Origin of the sequence: Psychromonas aquatilis, from assembly GCF_038155185.1 — a bacterium.
Classification (GTDB): Bacteria; Pseudomonadota; Gammaproteobacteria; order Enterobacterales; family Psychromonadaceae; genus Psychromonas; species Psychromonas aquatilis.
In genome coordinates, this window is record NZ_JBAKAZ010000063.1 from 1 (window position 1) to 15,900 (window position 15,900).

Sequence of the window (15,900 nt, forward strand, 5' to 3'; positions counted from 1 at the left end):
CTTGCAGATGCAATGAACAAAAGATCACACTTCGCTCGTTACCTTTTAGCATTTTACTTAGATGAAGTTTGTTTTGGTTTTTACTTTGATGCAGGCAGGGAGACTAAAGTCACCGCCTCGAAGCGAACGTCAATACTACTCCGCTTAGATAGTTACTCACCTATTTATTAACGCTAGTTCTACTCACTTTTAGGAACTGAGCAATTGGATTCGTGAATGGCCATCTTGAAAATGTGCTAAAGCCAGTAAGCGTATTTTCATTTGTAATGAAGTTTGCTTACGGGCAAGTACTTTAAAAATCTGTCTTTTTTATATGCTCTATCTTAAGTCACTTTAATTGTAATAGACAAACCAATTAGATCATGTTTTTACTTAGATTGGTATTATACTTAAGCGAATTTAAATTCCTAAAAATCTCATTAACACAGATAGAAAAACGACATTAAAATGATCAATGCAATCCGTTAGTTGATGTTGTTTCTTAAGTAGGGGGTTAGTAAACACAAAAAAAAGCAACTCAATGAGTTGCTTTTTTAATGGTTAATTTAAACGACCCGGTTAAGAGAGTTTATAGCCTGTCTATTTAAAACAGCCCAATTGCATTAATAAATACAATTAAAATACCGATTGGTGCAACGTATCTTAATAATAACTGTACGATATTAAAGGCACTGTAAGATAAGTTTAACTCTTCTTTTAGAATCTCTGGTTTGATCATCCACCCGGCAAATATAGAAATGAATATACCACCTAATGGTAATAGAATATTTGCAGTAATGTAATCTAAGAATTCAAAGATATCGCCACCCATTCCAAAATCTAGTTTAGTCCATGCAGCACCAGAGAATGAGTAAATTGATAGTAGACTTAAAATCCAAATACCTACACCAGCAATAACGGCTGCAGTTGTACGGCTCACATTTTGACGTTCTACTAAGTAAGCAGTTGGCGATTCTAACAATGCGATAACCGAAGTAAATGCTGCAAATACGATCATGATAAAGAATAACGTACCAACGACATCACCAAACGGCATTGAACCAAAGGCAAGTGGAAGTGACTGGAATAATAAACCAGGTCCAGCACTTGGCTCTAAACCATTAGCAAATACAATTGGGTAAATAGCTAAACCAGCAATTAAGGCAACAATAGTATCAGCAATAGCAATCGTAATAGACGTTTTAACGATTGAAATACCTTTAGGTAAATAAGCGCCGTACATCATCATAATACCCATTGCTAAACTGAGCGTGAAGAATGCATGACCTAGTGCAGTTAAAATACCTTCGATCGTTAATTGAGAAAAATCAACGTGGAACATAAATGCAAAGGCAGCAGCAAAATCACCGACTGCAGCAGAGTAAAGCATAATGCCAACAAGCAAAATTAATAATGCAGGCATTAAGTAAGTAATCGCTGTTTCTAAGCCATTTTTTACACCACGAGAAATAACGTAAACTGCGGCAATAAGTAGTCCTGTTGTCCAAATAATTAATTGCGGTACGCTAGTAATTAATTCGCTGAATAAGTCACCAATTACTTGTGCATTAGTTGCAGGTGTTGCAGCTGCGGCGCTAAATTCACCGGCGCCTGCAAAAAATACATAAGCAGCAGCCCAACCAGCAATAACAGCATAAAAACTTAAAATAAGGAAACCAGCGATAACACCAATTGTCCCAATTAAAGACCAATGAGAAGAGCGGCCTGACTCTTTCGCAACGTGAGCAAGAGCATTCGCAGGTGTTGAACGACCACGTTTACCGATGATCACTTCAGCCATCATGACAGGGATACCGATCAGCAATATACATAATAGGTATACTAGTACAAACGCACCACCGCCATTTTCACCCATGATGTAAGGAAATTTCCATATATTACCTAATCCAACAGCCGCGCCAGTGGCTGCTAGAATGTATGCGTATCGACTTGACCATCGATTTGAAACCTGAGTATCAGTATTCATGTAAATCCTTGATTTTTTTGGCACAGATATATCTATCGGTGAGTTATACAATGTAGCTAATAAAATAATAAGCTCTTAAGGATAATAAAAGTTAGTGTAATAGGCTATATAAAATTAACTTACAATATAAAAATGTGGTGTTTTTAGAGAAAATCGGTGTAATCGACAATTAAAAAGTTAAACTGAGTGTTAATAATTGAGCAATAACAAACCAAATAACCCTTACTATGGCCCTTGATTTTATAGGGCTAATCCATAACAAGGCTTTAAAATACAATTCCAACAAACTTTATTAACATTTTATGCCAATGCGGGGTATTCTACTGGTTTTAAGTTTGTTTATTTACCATAAGTTTTATTTTCCAAAGAAAATAGGAACAATATAATGAAAATTAAAAAGTCTAAAACGGTTAGCTTTGATGTTGATCCACAATGTGGTTTCACGCCAATTTGTCCCGATGAATTGCCAATAACAGAAGGTGACTTGATCGTTGATGAGCTAAATGCACAAGCTGCTTTTGCTCAATATAGGCTGGTTAGTAAAGATTGTCACCCAGAGCAAGCACCTTGGATAGCAACTTCACCAGAACAGATTATGACACCCGTGGAAGGTGACCATCCGAATTTAGATATTAAATGGCCTGCTCACTGTGTAGTTGGTACTAAAGGAAACACCTTAATTCCTGGCTTGCCGAGTGAATCAAGTTATGACTTGGTAGTTGAAAAAGGAATTGATCCTCTCAAACATCCTTATGGCGCTTGTTATCATGACTTATCAGACCAAGAAAGTACTGGTGTCCTTGAGTGGTTAGTTGCGCACCAGATAGAGTTAGTGATTGTTGGCGGATTAGCCACCGATTATTGTGTCAAAACAACAGTTTTACAGTTATGCAACGCGAATGTACAAGTACTAGTAAATTTAGCGGCTTGTCGCGGTGTTGATAATGAAACAACCGAAAAAGCGATTCAAGAAATGCAAAATGCAGGAGCAAAAATGATTAAAAGTAGCCAAGAGTTGGAGTGTTAATGAGTGATACTAAAATAGATCGTTGGCTAATTGATAGCCTGATGGATATCGATTTTTATAAAATTAGTATGTTACAAGCTTTTTATCATACCGCTGAATTTCGATTAGTAAATGTCCAGTGGAAGTTTGCTTGTAGAAACAAAAAAGGGTTAGACCTCACCACCTTAATTCCTGACTTACAACGCCAACTAGAGCATCTTTGTACTTTATCATTTACCGATGAAGAGTTAGATTACCTCGCCAAAATGTCTTTTATTAAACCTGACTTCATTGAGTTTTTACGCATTTTCAAGCTTAACATGAAGTTTGTTCATCTCCATTCTGACGGTGAAAATATTAGCCTACGCTTTGATGGACCGTTGATGCACGTAAGTTTATTTGAAATTTATGCATTAGCGATTATCAGTGAATTACATACCTATATTAACTGCGGTGGTTTTGATCTGTTTGTTGCGCGTGAAAAACTTGCTTCAAAAATTGCGTTATTCAAATCACTCGAAGACTCAACTGGTCTTACATTTATTGATTTCGGTACTCGACGACGTGCAAGTAAAGATTGGCAAGAAGAAGTATTAAAAACCTTAAAAGAAGAATTACCTAATTCATTTTTAGGCACAAGCTGTGTTAACTTTGCGAGAACATTAGATTTACCGGCAATGGGTACCATGGCTCACGAATGGTTCCAAAGTTGGCAAGCAGTGACGCGATTAGCCGAAGCACAAAAAGCCGCATTAGAAGGTTGGGTACAAGAATATCGCGGTCGATTGGGAATAGCATTGACCGATTGCTACTCAATGGATTCGTTTATGCGTGATTTTGCAGATCCTTACTTTGGTAAGTTATACGATGGATTACGTCATGATAGTGGTTGCCCATTTGAATGGGGTGAAAAGGCCATTAAATTATATCAAAGTATGGATATAGAGCCCCTTGAAAAAACCTTAGTGTTTAGCGATTCATTAGATTTCCCACGCATGATAGAAATCTGGAATCGCTTTAAAGGGCGGATTAAAGTGTCCTTTGGTATCGGCACAAACTTAATGAACGATGTGGGTAATGTACCTTTAAGTATTGTGATTAAAATGGTCACCGTTAATGGTAAACCGGTTGCTAAAATATCCGATGAACCTGGTAAAAGCATGTGTGAAGATTTAGGTTATCTTCAATATTTAGCGACGCAGTACGGTATTGATCCAAGCAAAGTACAAGTGTCTAAATAAAAGTATTAATTGATAGAGCAGGTTTGATGATCTAAGCCTGTTCGCTTTTTTGATGATCTAAGCCTGTTCGCTTTCTCTATCTAATAGCAATTCCCACATCGCTTCGTAATTCAACATATTGAGGTGTTTTTTAGTTGCAAAGTGTTTTTGTTTCTCTTCTTCACTATTGTAAGGACCTGTTGCACATAACGAACAACTATTTGCATCCTGATACAGTGCGGCATTTAACTGTGCTTTTAAGCTATGTTGTTTATTGTCACTCCAAACATAGGTAATGCCTTTTGTATCCTTTACATGTTTATCGCGGTCTACATTGCGTACTTTATAGCCTGGAAATAGGTTAATATCAAAATTGTGCCAACCTAGATAATCTATTTCTGTTCGCATATTAAGTGCATTTTCAATATTCCATTCTTTATAAGGTTTAACATCCTTTGAGGTGATATAGCATAACCTCGCGCCATTTGGATCTAAGAAGTGTTTGAAAGAGTGGATTAAAAAAGTACGTAATAATTGTCGATTTAAGGTGTTAATATGCACTTCTTTGCATTTTTCTTTAAATTCATCATGTGACTTAAAGGCTGGAATTAACGGGAATTGGAATATAACAAGGTCGAATGAGTGCATCGCTAATTGCGACCATGAACTAGGATCGGTTATGTCAAAACTGCACAACACAGGGCAGTCTTGTTGTAATAATGTTTGATAATCATTATGAGCATACTTGCCTAATAGGGTATCACGTGTATCTAATACGGTCGCAGTTAAAGCTGCAGGTGTGTGATGCGTTAAAAGGGAAGCTGAAAACGATAAATCGCCATCACCTATTGTTAGTACACGCCATGTTTTATCAATGATCATCTGTGGTTATATTCCTATGCTAAAAATCGCGCGCAGTATAACAAACTGAGTAACAAATTATGCAACTATTCACTGGGAGAATATTAATGAAATTAAGAAACACGGTCATCATTATTGGCTTATTCGCTTTACTGATTATTGGTATTTTTAAAGTAAGTGATAGTAGTGTGGAGGCTGTCGATCTCAAAACACAGCAACAGATACAACTAGGGCAGATGGTAGAGCAACTACAACAGGCAATAAAAACACCTGAGAATGAAAAATCACTTAATATTATTCAACAATACGGAACAGACACGCGTTATTATCTGATGGTCAGAGGTTGGTTAGTACAGGTATCGAGCGGGGTAGAAAGTCAATTAAGTGTTCAACAAGCGCAACCGCAAAAGCAAGCACTACAAATACGTTACGATGCATTACAAAAAGCAATTCGCATGATTGATTTAGAATAATCACCAGCTATAAACAACTAAAATACACACATGAATAGCTACATTAAGCTATTCATGTGACTTTATTATATTAAACAGCGAGTTTGTTACTAATCTATCGCCTGTAATGTTGCTTTTAATAGTGACCAATATTTATCCACGGATGCAATCTCTACTTTCTCATCAGGACTGTGTGGGAATTTAATCGTCGGACCGCATGAAATCATATCCCAGTCAGGATACTTATTGCAGAATAGGCCGCATTCTAATCCTGCATGAATCACCATTGCTTTTGGTTTAGCACCAAAAAGAGTTTGGTATTGTGTATCCATCACACTATATACGGTTGAATCCTTGTTAGGCTTCCAACCAGGGTAGTTGCCCTCTAGTGTTACGCGACCGCTGTATTTTTTGAAATGCTCTGCAAGTAGGTTGGCATGTTGCAATTTGTCTTCTTCTATTTGAGAGCGCACTAATACCTGAATGAAGAACTGGTTGTTAGGATCACTTTGTTGTTTTATCACCCCTAAATTACTTGATGTTTCTACTACATTTGGGAAATTGTCATCCATAGCGACAATGCCATTTTCACACAGTGAAATAGCATTTAATAAATCATCGTGACTGTGATGGGTTAACATAGAGCTTGGTAAATCACAGGCTTGTATAGATAAAGTGAGCTGGCTGTCTGTTTCTTTATATTTATCGCTTAGACTGATTTGTAGAGTATTAATGACTGTTTCAATACTGTTTTTATACTGAGGGTCACATACGATCACCGCTTTTGCTTCTCGAGGAATGGCGTTACGTAAACTGCCACCAGTGAAAGAAGAAATAAGGAAAGGGGTTGCATCTAAGTTGTTAAGTACGGTAGCCAATTCTTTAACCGCATTGGCTCGGCCTAAGTTAATATCAACACCTGAGTGGCCGCCTTTTAATCCTGAAATAGTGATCTCAAATGCACCATCTGTGATATCAGGTTCCATCTTTTCATAAGGTAAAAGTACATTGACATTAATACCGCCAGCGCAACCAACATAAAGTTCACCTTCTTGCTCTGAATCAGTATTAATTAATATTTTGCCTTCTAATTGATTTGTTTCTAACGCAAAAGCACCCACCATGCCGGTTTCTTCATCACTGGTCATTAATACTTCAATAGGGCCGTGTTGCAGAGTGTCATCATCTAAGATAGCCAAACAAGATGCCATGCCAATACCATTATCTGCACCTAACGTTGTGTTATCTGCACGTAACCATTCACCATCAATAATAGTTGTTATAGGATCGGTTAAAAAATCATGGCTTTTATCATTATTTTTTTGAGGCACCATATCCAGGTGACATTGTAAAATAACGCCTGTTTTACTTTCAAAACCGATGGACGCTGGTTTTTTGAGTATTAAGTTGCCTTTTTTGTCTTTTATACAGCTTATATTTTTTTCTGCTGCCCAATTAATGATCCAATTTCTTAATTGGTCTTCATGCTTAGAAGGATGAGGTATTGCGCATATCTTTTCAAAAAAAACCCAGATAGGTGCGGAGTGAAGTGATTGTAATTGTTGCATAAATAGACCTTTTACTGCTTAAAAGAAAAATAATTCTAGTTTTGCTTAGTTTGACTGCTATCTTCTGTTTGCTAGGTTTACTCAATATCAAGGCATCCAGGGCCTGATTTTTTCAGAAGTTGTTAACTCGAAATAAAATACTAACCTAGCATATAAGTTTGCTGCATTCCTAGGAGTTGTCACGTTGATTTTGATCGCCTTCATATTACCAGAAAATTAAGTATAGATTAAAGTGTCTTCTTTAAAATCATATGGTTACGAAGTTATTTAATGATCTCTACTGTGAATATTGATGTTACGCTTTATTATCGTTTTTATCATTAATAATTACTATCATTTACGTTTCAGTCAATAAACTTGAGATGCGATATTTGTTGGCATTTGCTAAAATAAATCGCGTTTAGTTCACTTAGCAAGATTCTTTATCATTTTTTTCATAAAAATATAAAATTTGATTGGTCAATTGGGCTTAAGATCTATAAAATGCACGGAATTTGCCAAATTTTACTATTTTCTGGTGAAAAAATGCTCTGCATGGCCTCACTCAGATTATATAAATTTTTATTTATTTGTTTTATTTATGGAGGTTAACTTGAGTCATTCTGCCATACTGGTGTTGGAAGATGGGACTGTCTTTAAAGGCGTATCAATTGGCGCTGATGGGAGTTCTGTTGGTGAGGTTGTTTTTAATACGTCAATGACCGGCTACCAAGAAATCCTAACTGATCCATCCTACGCAAGACAAATCGTAACACTCACTTATCCCCACATCGGCAACACCGGCACCAACCAAGAAGATGAAGAATCCCCAGCAATTCATGCTTGTGGACTAGTTATCCGTGATTTACCTCTCCTAGCAAGCAACTTCCGTAATCAAGCGTCTTTAAGCGAATACTTAGCATCACGTAATGTGGTTGGTATTGCTGACATTGATACACGTAAACTAACACGTATTTTACGTGAGAAGGGTGCGCAAGCTGGCTGTATCATTGCTGGTGAGAATATCGACGAAGCATCTGCATTAGCACAAGCTAAAGCTTTTCCTGGTTTAAAAGGAATGGACTTAGCAAAAGAAGTGACAACAGCAGAATCTTTTGAATGGTCTGAAGGTAGTTGGACGCTAACAGGTGGCTTACCTAAGCCGAAGACAGATTGCAAATACCACGTAGTCGCTTATGACTACGGTGTAAAACGCAATATCTTACGTATGTTAGCTGACCGTGACTGTAAGTTAACAGTTGTACCAGCGCAAACACCAGCCGCTGAAGTACTTGCAATGAATCCTGATGGTATCTTCCTGTCAAATGGCCCTGGTGACCCAGAACCATGTACCTATGCTATTGAAGCGATTCAAGAAATTTTAAAAACTGATATTCCAGTATTTGGTATCTGTTTAGGCCACCAGTTACTTGCATTAGCAAGTGGTGCAAAAACAGTGAAAATGAAGTTTGGTCACCACGGTGCGAACCACCCAGTGAAAGACTTAGAGCGTGATGTGGTTATGATTACTAGTCAAAACCATGGTTTTGCAGCTGATGAAGCAACATTACCAGCAAATTTACGTGCAACGCATGTTTCATTGTTTGATGGATCATTACAAGGTATTCATCGCACTGATAAAGCGGCATTTAGTTTCCAGGGTCACCCAGAAGCTAGTCCAGGTCCACATGATGCAGCACCGCTATTTGATCACTTCATTGAATTGATTGAACAGTACAAAAACGCTTAGTGAACCGCGCTTAGTTAAACCGGATAACCTTGTTTCGAATATTTTCGAATACATTGAACAGATATAGAAAGGTAATTTCAGATGCCAAAACGTAATGACTTAAAAACTATCCTAATCATTGGTGCAGGCCCAATCGTAATTGGCCAAGCTTGTGAATTTGACTACTCAGGTGCACAAGCTTGTAAAGCACTGAGAGAAGAAGGGTACCGTGTCGTACTAGTAAACTCTAACCCAGCTACTATCATGACCGATCCAGAAATGGCCGATGCAACTTACATTGAACCAATTCACTGGGAAGTAGTAGAAAAAATTATCGCAAAAGAACGCCCATGTGCAGTATTACCAACAATGGGTGGTCAAACAGCACTTAACTGTGCTCTAGAGCTTGAAGAAAAAGGCGTACTAGAAAAATACAACGTTGAAATGATTGGTGCTACAGCTGACGCAATTGATAAAGCTGAAGACCGTAGTCGTTTTGATGCAGCAATGAAGAAAATTGGACTTGAATGTCCTCGTGCAGGTATCGCACATAGCATGGAAGAAGCTTACGGTGTTTTAGACATGGTCGGTTTCCCTTGTATTATTCGTCCATCTTTCACCATGGGTGGAACGGGCGGCGGTATCGCGTACAACCAAGAAGAGTTTGACGACATTTGTTCAAACGGCTTAGACCTTTCTCCAACTAACGAACTATTGATTGATGAATCACTTATCGGTTGGAAAGAGTATGAAATGGAAGTGGTTCGTGACAAAAATGATAACTGTATCATTGTATGTGCGATTGAAAACTTCGACCCAATGGGGATTCATACAGGTGACTCTATCACGGTTGCACCAGCACAAACGTTAACAGATAAAGAATACCAACTAATGCGTAACGCTTCTTTAGCAGTATTACGTGAAATTGGTGTTGAAACAGGTGGTTCAAACGTACAGTTTGGTATTAACCCTGAAGATGGCCGTATGGTATTAATCGAGATGAACCCTCGTGTATCTCGTTCTTCTGCACTGGCATCAAAAGCAACGGGTTTCCCGATTGCTAAAATCGCTGCTAAATTAGCGATTGGTTACACGCTTGATGAATTACAAAATGATATCACTGGCGGTAAGACACCAGCATCATTTGAACCAACAATTGATTACGTTGTAACTAAGATTCCACGTTTTAACTTTGAAAAGTTTGCTAACTCAAACGATCGTTTGACCACGCAAATGAAATCAGTTGGTGAAGTAATGGCAATTGGCCGTAACCAACAAGAGTCGTTACAAAAAGCACTTCGTGGATTAGAAGTTGGTGCAGACGGTTTCAGCCCGATGGTTGATTTAAACGCTGATGATGCAAAAGAAAAAGTATTATACGAATTACGTGAAGCTGGTGCGGAACGTATTTGGTACATCGGTGATGCATTCCGCCTAGGCATGACGATGGAAGAAGTGCATGAAATCACTAAAATCGACAACTGGTTCCTAGTTCAAATCGAAGATCTAATCAACGAAGAGAAAAAACTAGCGCAAGGCGGTTTACGCTCATTAGATGCTGATTCACTGCGTAAACTAAAACGTAAAGGTTTTGCTGATAGCCGCATCGCTTCTGTGATTGGTGCATCGGAAATTGAAGTACGTAAACTACGTGAAAAATTTGCATTGCACCCAGTTTACAAACGTGTTGATACTTGTGCTGCAGAGTTCTCATCTGATACGGCTTACATGTACTCAACCTACGATGAAGAGTGTGAAGCAAACCCAAGTGATAATGATAAAATCATGATCATCGGTGGTGGTCCTAACCGTATTGGTCAAGGTATTGAGTTCGATTACTGTTGTGTACATGCTGCGATGGCAATGCGTGCAGATGGTTATGAAACAATCATGGTGAACTGTAACCCTGAAACTGTTTCAACGGATTACGATACATCTGACCGTTTATACTTCGAATCAATTACATTGGAAGATGTACTTGAAATCGTACGTGTTGAGAACCCGAAAGGCGTTATCGTGCAATACGGTGGCCAAACGCCACTTAAATTAGCACGTGCACTGGAAGCAGCTGGCGTGCCAATCATTGGTACTTCACCAGAAGCGATTGACCGTGCAGAAGACCGTGAGCGTTTCCAACAAGTGGTTGAGCGTCTAGGCCTTAAACAACCAGAAAACGATACTGTTACTACGCTTGAACAAGCGGTTACGTCAGCAACACGTATCGGATACCCATTAGTAGTACGTCCTTCGTATGTACTAGGTGGCCGTGCGATGGAAATAGTATATGACGAGCAAGATTTACGTCGTTACTTTAAAGAAGCGGTAAGTGTTTCTAACGAATCACCTGTATTACTTGACCGTTTCCTAGATGATGCAGTTGAAGTAGATATCGATGCGATTTGTGACGGTACTGATGTTGTTATCGGTGGCATCATGGAGCATATCGAACAAGCTGGTGTTCACTCTGGTGACTCTGCATGTTCATTACCTGCTTACACACTAAGTACTGAAATCCAAGACGAAATGCGCGGTTACATCAAAGCATTAGCATTGGAACTAGGTGTGGTTGGTCTAATGAATACACAGCTTGCTGTTAAAGATAATGAGATTTACATGATTGAAGTAAATCCACGTGCTGCTCGTACAGTACCGTTTGTATCTAAAGCGACAAGTGTGCCTATTGCTAAAATCGGCGCAAGCGTAATGGCGGGTAAAACACTGAAAGAACTTGGTGTGACTGAAGAAGTTATTCCACCGTACTACTCTGTAAAAGAAGTTGTATTACCGTTTAACAAATTCCCAGGTTCTGATCCAATTTTAGGTCCTGAGATGCGTTCAACAGGTGAAGTAATGGGTGCAGGTGTTACCTTTGCTGAAGCGTATGCAAAAGCTGAATTAGGTTCAACGAAAGAAGTGCCTGCAATTGGTCGTGCTTTAATCTCTGTTCGTAACAGTGATAAGAAGCGTGTTGCTAAACTAGCACAAACAATGTTGGATTTAGGTTTTGAACTTGACGCTACGCACGGCACTATGATCGTGTTACAAGATGCAGGCATTAATGCTCGCCTTGTGAATAAAGTGAGCGAAGGTCGTCCACATATTCTTGACCGTGTTAAAAATAGTGAATACAAATACATTGTGAACACAACAGAAGGGCGTATCTCAATTGAAGATTCACGTCAGCTACGTCGTGCAGCATTACGTTACAAAGTAAACTACACAACAACGCTAAACGGTGCATTTGCAACTTGTCGTGCTCACACTGCTGACCCAACAGCAGAAGAAGCAACAGTAAGTTCAGTACAAGAGTTACATAATCGCATTAAAGGTTAATCATTAAGTTGATAACCAATAAGCTAGGTTAAGTAACTAATATAAAGCCACTCAATTGAGTGGCTTTTTTTATTTAAAATGACACCAATTGCTTATAGAAGGAATATCTTCGTGAGGATGATCATTTAGTTTTTTGCGCTTCGTATTTAGTATCAACAATCTCATTTTCAGCTTTTTTAGCTTCTGTTATTTGAGCCCCTGTTTCATTAAAAATAGCAAGCATCGCTGCATTTATCGTCCCTGAATAATAGTACTCATAGCTTCTTTATTAATGAATTTAATACGTATTTATAGCCTACTCATATTGAAATAGAGGGGGAGATTACGATGTTTCTTGTTTAATGCGGTCCTATATTATTTTTTAAATAACAAATAACTATCAATAAGTTAAATTAAAACGATTTTACCTATTTAATAAATCTTCGTATATTAGACGAAAATTTAATAGGGACATCAAATGAGCCAACGAACAGTACCATCAATTACTAATATACCTAACTGCAAAGCAAGTCAGCCTATCAAAGAAACGGCCCTTGTTGTTGAAGGTGGTGGGCAACGTGGTATTTTTACAGCTGGGGTATTAGATAGCTGGTTAGCGCAAGATTTTAATCCTTTTTCTATTTTAATCGGCACCTCAGCTGGCGCACAAAATCTATCAACTTATATGACTCGTCAGTTAGGTCATGCTAAAAGATCAATTATGCAGTTATCACGACACTCTGACTTTTTTAGTATCAAACGCTCTTTTACTAAACGTAATGCGATGGACCTAGACTGGTATTTTGATCGGGTTAGCGAGCCTGAATATCAGCTTAATATGCAGTGTGCAGAGAACCAGTTAGTGAACCGTCAATTACTTTTTTCTGCGACAAACCTTAATGGTTTTCATCCAACTTTTCTTGAGCCTACAGCAGGTAATTGGTTAACTATGCTAAAGGCATCAAGTGCTTTACCTTATTTATATAAAAAAGGAGTCGCGATTGGCAGCGATCACTATGTCGATGGAGGAGTCGCTTTACCTATTCCGATTCAAGAAGCCTATAATCGCGGTGCCAAGAAAATCATTGTTTTACGCACCGCACCAACAGATCGAAATGTAGGTTATCCATGGGCACGAAAATTAAAATCTTTGCTCTGTAAATCGAATAAATGCCCAAAAGTCTTGGATATTATTACTGGTTATGAAAATGCTTATAATCAAGCGATTAACTTTATTCAGCAACCACCTGAAGATGCACAAGTCATTGAAATATCTCCACCTACAAAATTAGCAAGTCGTATTTTAGGGAGTAGTGATAAGGCGTTAATGGCTGATTATGAGTTAGGTGTTGAAGTCGGACAGGCATTTTTACAAAGTCAATCAGCGCAATTATTTACAATGCATTAATGGGAGGAGATAAGTTAAATAATTGTTTTTTTATATTATTATTTTTAAGGTTTGTTATCTTTTTTCGCTTGGTATTGAGTAGTATATTTTGACTAGAGGTACTTTGGTTTAAACTTTCTTTTAAAAATGCTTCAGGATTGTCACTCCATTTAGATATTCGACTTGCTGTCACTTAACCACTATTTTTCTTAAATCTAAAAATCAATAACAAAGAGCAAGGGACAAGGATTAACCTTTCCTTGATGTTAAATAAGAATAGTTTTTTACGACGGTAATAAATTTGTCATCTTACTGCTTTAGTCTAGAGCTCGATTTGAATCCCCCCACACAAATAAATGAAAAAGGTAACAAGCATGACGGATTTATTAGACAAAGAAACGGACTTTAGTAGCATGATTGATGCACGTTTATCACGTCGTCGTTTCTTAATGGGTACAGCAGCAGTTGGCGCAGGTGCATTTTTAGCAGTTAACCCAGTAGCAAAAGCCATTGCTGCAAGTATGGATAGTAAGCTTTTAAACTTTACGCAAATTCCAGCATCAACGAGTGATTCGGTGGTTGTTCCTAAGGGCTATAGCACAAGTCAACTAATGTCATGGGGCGACCCTATTTTCCTTGATGCACCTGCATTTAATGCAGATGGTAAACAAGATTCTCAAGCACAAATGAAGCAATTTGGTGATAACACAGACGGTATGAGTGTTTTCCCATTATCAAAAGATCGTGTGATCCTTGCCGTCAACAATGAATATACAAATTACCAATTCTTATTCTCACATCAAGGCAAAGCAATGACTGCTGACGATGTTAAAAAAGCACAAGCAGCCGTTGGTGTGACAGTGGTTGAGTTAGTAAGAAAAGACGGTAAGTGGGTAATGGACCCAACAGGCAAAGCAAACCGCCGTATTACTGCAAATACTGAAATGCATGTAACCGGTCCTGCTGCTGGCCATGATTTATTAAAAACAAAAGCTGATCCAACAGGTAAAAAAGTATTAGGTACATTTAATAACTGCTCTAATGGCCATACACCATGGGGCACTTACATTACTTGTGAAGAAAACTTTGATGACTTCTTTGGCTCTGTAGATGAAGCATCATTGACGGATGACCATAAGCGTTACGGTGTTGTAGCTGAGCAAAGTAAATACCAATGGCACAATTTTGATGAGCGTTTTGATCTCGCTAAAAACCCAAATGAACCAAATCGTTTTGGTTGGATTGTAGAAATTGATCCAAATGACCCAACATCGACACCATTAAAACGCACTGCACTAGGTCGATTTAAACATGAAAATGCTGCAATCATGGTTAATGATGATGGCCATGTAGTGGTTTATTTAGGTGATGATGAGCGTGGTGAGCACTTATATAAATTTGTTTCTAAAAATAAATACCGAGAAGGTAATGACCAAGCAAATCGTCAATTACTTGAAGAAGGAACGTTATTTGTTGCTAAATTTGCGATGCATGCAGAGAAACTAGAAGGCGAAGGGGAATGGTTGGAGCTGACTTTTGGTAAGAACGGCTTAACCAAAGAAAATGGCTTTAACAGCCAAGCTGAAGTGATGATTTTCGCACGTCGCGCTGCAACACAAGTAGGCGCAACGACAATGGACCGTCCAGAGTGGGTTGCTATTCACCCAGATAAAAAGCATGTGTTCTGTACCTTGACTAACAATAAAAATCGTGGTGTTAAAGAAGGCCAAGATGTTGGTGGTCCTAACCCGCGTGCTGAAAACCATTACGGTCAAATTCTACGTTGGGCGCCAACTAAAGCTAACCATACCAGCAATACTTTCACGTGGGATCTATACTTAGTTGCAGGTAACCCAACGGTTCATCAAGGTGATTTATATGCGGGTAGTGCAAACATTAATAAAGATAATATGTTTAACAGTCCTGATGGCCTAGGTTTTGATAATGCAGGTCGTTTATGGATTCAAACAGACGGTGATTTCTCAAATAAAGGTGACTTTGCAGGACAAGGTAATAACCAAATGTTATGTGGCGACCCAGAAACAGGTGAAGTACGCCGTTTCTTAACCGGCCCCGTTGGTTGTGAAGTGACTGGTTTAACTTTCTCTGAAGACCAAAAAACCATGTTTGTTGGTATTCAACACCCGACAGGCCACTTCCCAGCTGGTGGAGACTCTAAACCACGCTCGACAATTGTAATGATCACGAAAGATGATGGTGGTGTGATCGGTAGCTAACTTATTGTTATTACGATAAAATTCATATTTTTTAAAAAGCACTAATAGATTTACTATTAGTGCTTTTTTGTTTTAACTTTCTTTTAACTGTGGACACCCATAAACTTTGACGCATTATCATTGATCTTCTATCTTTTAGTAATGTAGTTTTACATGTTAAGGGGTAGTTGCTATGACGCAATC

General features: G+C 38.3%; 10 protein-coding genes. 7 read left to right on the forward strand and 3 right to left on the reverse strand.

Annotated elements, in window-relative coordinates; translation table 11 throughout:
* Window positions 1-583: 583 nt before the first annotated feature.
* On the reverse strand, window positions 584-1,966 hold the full coding sequence (locus tag V6256_RS13075; protein WP_341598669.1) for a sodium-dependent transporter: 1,383 nt from the start codon (window positions 1,964-1,966) through the stop codon (window positions 584-586).
* A gap of 385 nt (window positions 1,967-2,351) precedes the next feature.
* Between V6256_RS13075 and V6256_RS13080 the strand changes: the two genes are divergently transcribed.
* Both V6256_RS13080 and pncB read left to right on the forward strand, forming a co-directional pair.
* Window positions 2,352-2,993 carry an isochorismatase family protein gene (locus V6256_RS13080; protein WP_341598670.1) on the forward strand — a complete coding sequence of 214 codons (642 nt, stop codon included), beginning with the start codon at window positions 2,352-2,354 and terminating at the stop codon, window positions 2,991-2,993.
* Window positions 2,993-4,213 carry a nicotinate phosphoribosyltransferase gene (pncB, locus tag V6256_RS13085; protein WP_341598671.1) on the forward strand — a complete coding sequence of 407 codons (1,221 nt, stop codon included), beginning with the start codon at window positions 2,993-2,995 and terminating at the stop codon, window positions 4,211-4,213. Before V6256_RS13080 ends, pncB begins: the two co-directional genes overlap by 1 nt.
* Before the next feature lie 57 nt (window positions 4,214-4,270).
* On the opposite strand, the gene V6256_RS13090 is transcribed toward pncB, so the two are convergent.
* A complete protein-coding gene (locus V6256_RS13090; RefSeq protein WP_341598672.1) occupies window positions 4,271-5,074 on the reverse strand; it encodes a class I SAM-dependent methyltransferase in 804 nt (267 codons plus the stop codon).
* 86 nt (window positions 5,075-5,160) lie between these two features.
* On the opposite strand from V6256_RS13090, the gene V6256_RS13095 reads away from it, so the two are divergent.
* Window positions 5,161-5,526 carry a hypothetical protein gene (locus tag V6256_RS13095; RefSeq protein WP_341598673.1) on the forward strand — a complete coding sequence of 122 codons (366 nt, stop codon included), beginning with the start codon at window positions 5,161-5,163 and terminating at the stop codon, window positions 5,524-5,526.
* An 89-nt stretch (window positions 5,527-5,615) separates the two neighbouring features.
* Here the strand turns inward: V6256_RS13095 and V6256_RS13100 are convergent, their stop codons facing one another.
* A complete protein-coding gene (locus tag V6256_RS13100) occupies window positions 5,616-7,073 on the reverse strand; it encodes an aminoacyl-histidine dipeptidase (protein WP_341598674.1) in 1,458 nt (485 codons plus the stop codon).
* 580 nt (window positions 7,074-7,653) lie between these two features.
* Between V6256_RS13100 and carA the strand changes: the two genes are divergently transcribed.
* From carA to V6256_RS13120, 4 genes are all read left to right on the forward strand, one after another.
* Entirely contained in the window at window positions 7,654-8,802 is a 1,149-nt protein-coding gene (carA, locus tag V6256_RS13105; RefSeq protein WP_341598675.1) for a glutamine-hydrolyzing carbamoyl-phosphate synthase small subunit, read from the forward strand.
* Between the two features lie 81 nt (window positions 8,803-8,883).
* Complete coding sequence (gene carB / locus V6256_RS13110; protein WP_341598676.1) at window positions 8,884-12,114, forward strand: carbamoyl-phosphate synthase large subunit; 3,231 nt, start codon at window positions 8,884-8,886, stop codon at window positions 12,112-12,114.
* Window positions 12,115-12,571: 457 nt separating this feature from the next.
* Entirely contained in the window at window positions 12,572-13,501 is a 930-nt protein-coding gene (locus tag V6256_RS13115) for a patatin-like phospholipase family protein (protein WP_341598677.1), read from the forward strand.
* A 353-nt stretch (window positions 13,502-13,854) separates the two neighbouring features.
* Window positions 13,855-15,717, forward strand: a complete 1,863-nt coding sequence (locus V6256_RS13120) for a PhoX family protein (protein ID WP_341598678.1) — start codon at window positions 13,855-13,857, stop codon at window positions 15,715-15,717.
* Window positions 15,718-15,900 lie beyond the last annotated feature (183 nt).

Bases quoted from the DNA above. Each gene is read 5' to 3' on its own strand.
- V6256_RS13075 (WP_341598669.1), bottom strand. From the start codon at position 1,966: ATGAATACTGATACTCAGGTTTCAAATCGATGGTCAAGTCGATACGCA.
- V6256_RS13080 (WP_341598670.1), top strand. From the start codon at position 2,352: ATGAAAATTAAAAAGTCTAAAACGGTTAGCTTTGATGTTGATCCACAA.
- pncB (WP_341598671.1), top strand. From the start codon at position 2,993: ATGAGTGATACTAAAATAGATCGTTGGCTAATTGATAGCCTGATGGAT.
- V6256_RS13090 (WP_341598672.1), bottom strand. From the start codon at position 5,074: ATGATCATTGATAAAACATGGCGTGTACTAACAATAGGTGATGGCGAT.
- V6256_RS13095 (WP_341598673.1), top strand. From the start codon at position 5,161: ATGAAATTAAGAAACACGGTCATCATTATTGGCTTATTCGCTTTACTG.
- V6256_RS13100 (WP_341598674.1), bottom strand. From the start codon at position 7,073: ATGCAACAATTACAATCACTTCACTCCGCACCTATCTGGGTTTTTTTT.
- carA (WP_341598675.1), top strand. From the start codon at position 7,654: ATGGAGGTTAACTTGAGTCATTCTGCCATACTGGTGTTGGAAGATGGG.
- carB (WP_341598676.1), top strand. From the start codon at position 8,884: ATGCCAAAACGTAATGACTTAAAAACTATCCTAATCATTGGTGCAGGC.
- V6256_RS13115 (WP_341598677.1), top strand. From the start codon at position 12,572: ATGAGCCAACGAACAGTACCATCAATTACTAATATACCTAACTGCAAA.
- V6256_RS13120 (WP_341598678.1), top strand. From the start codon at position 13,855: ATGACGGATTTATTAGACAAAGAAACGGACTTTAGTAGCATGATTGAT.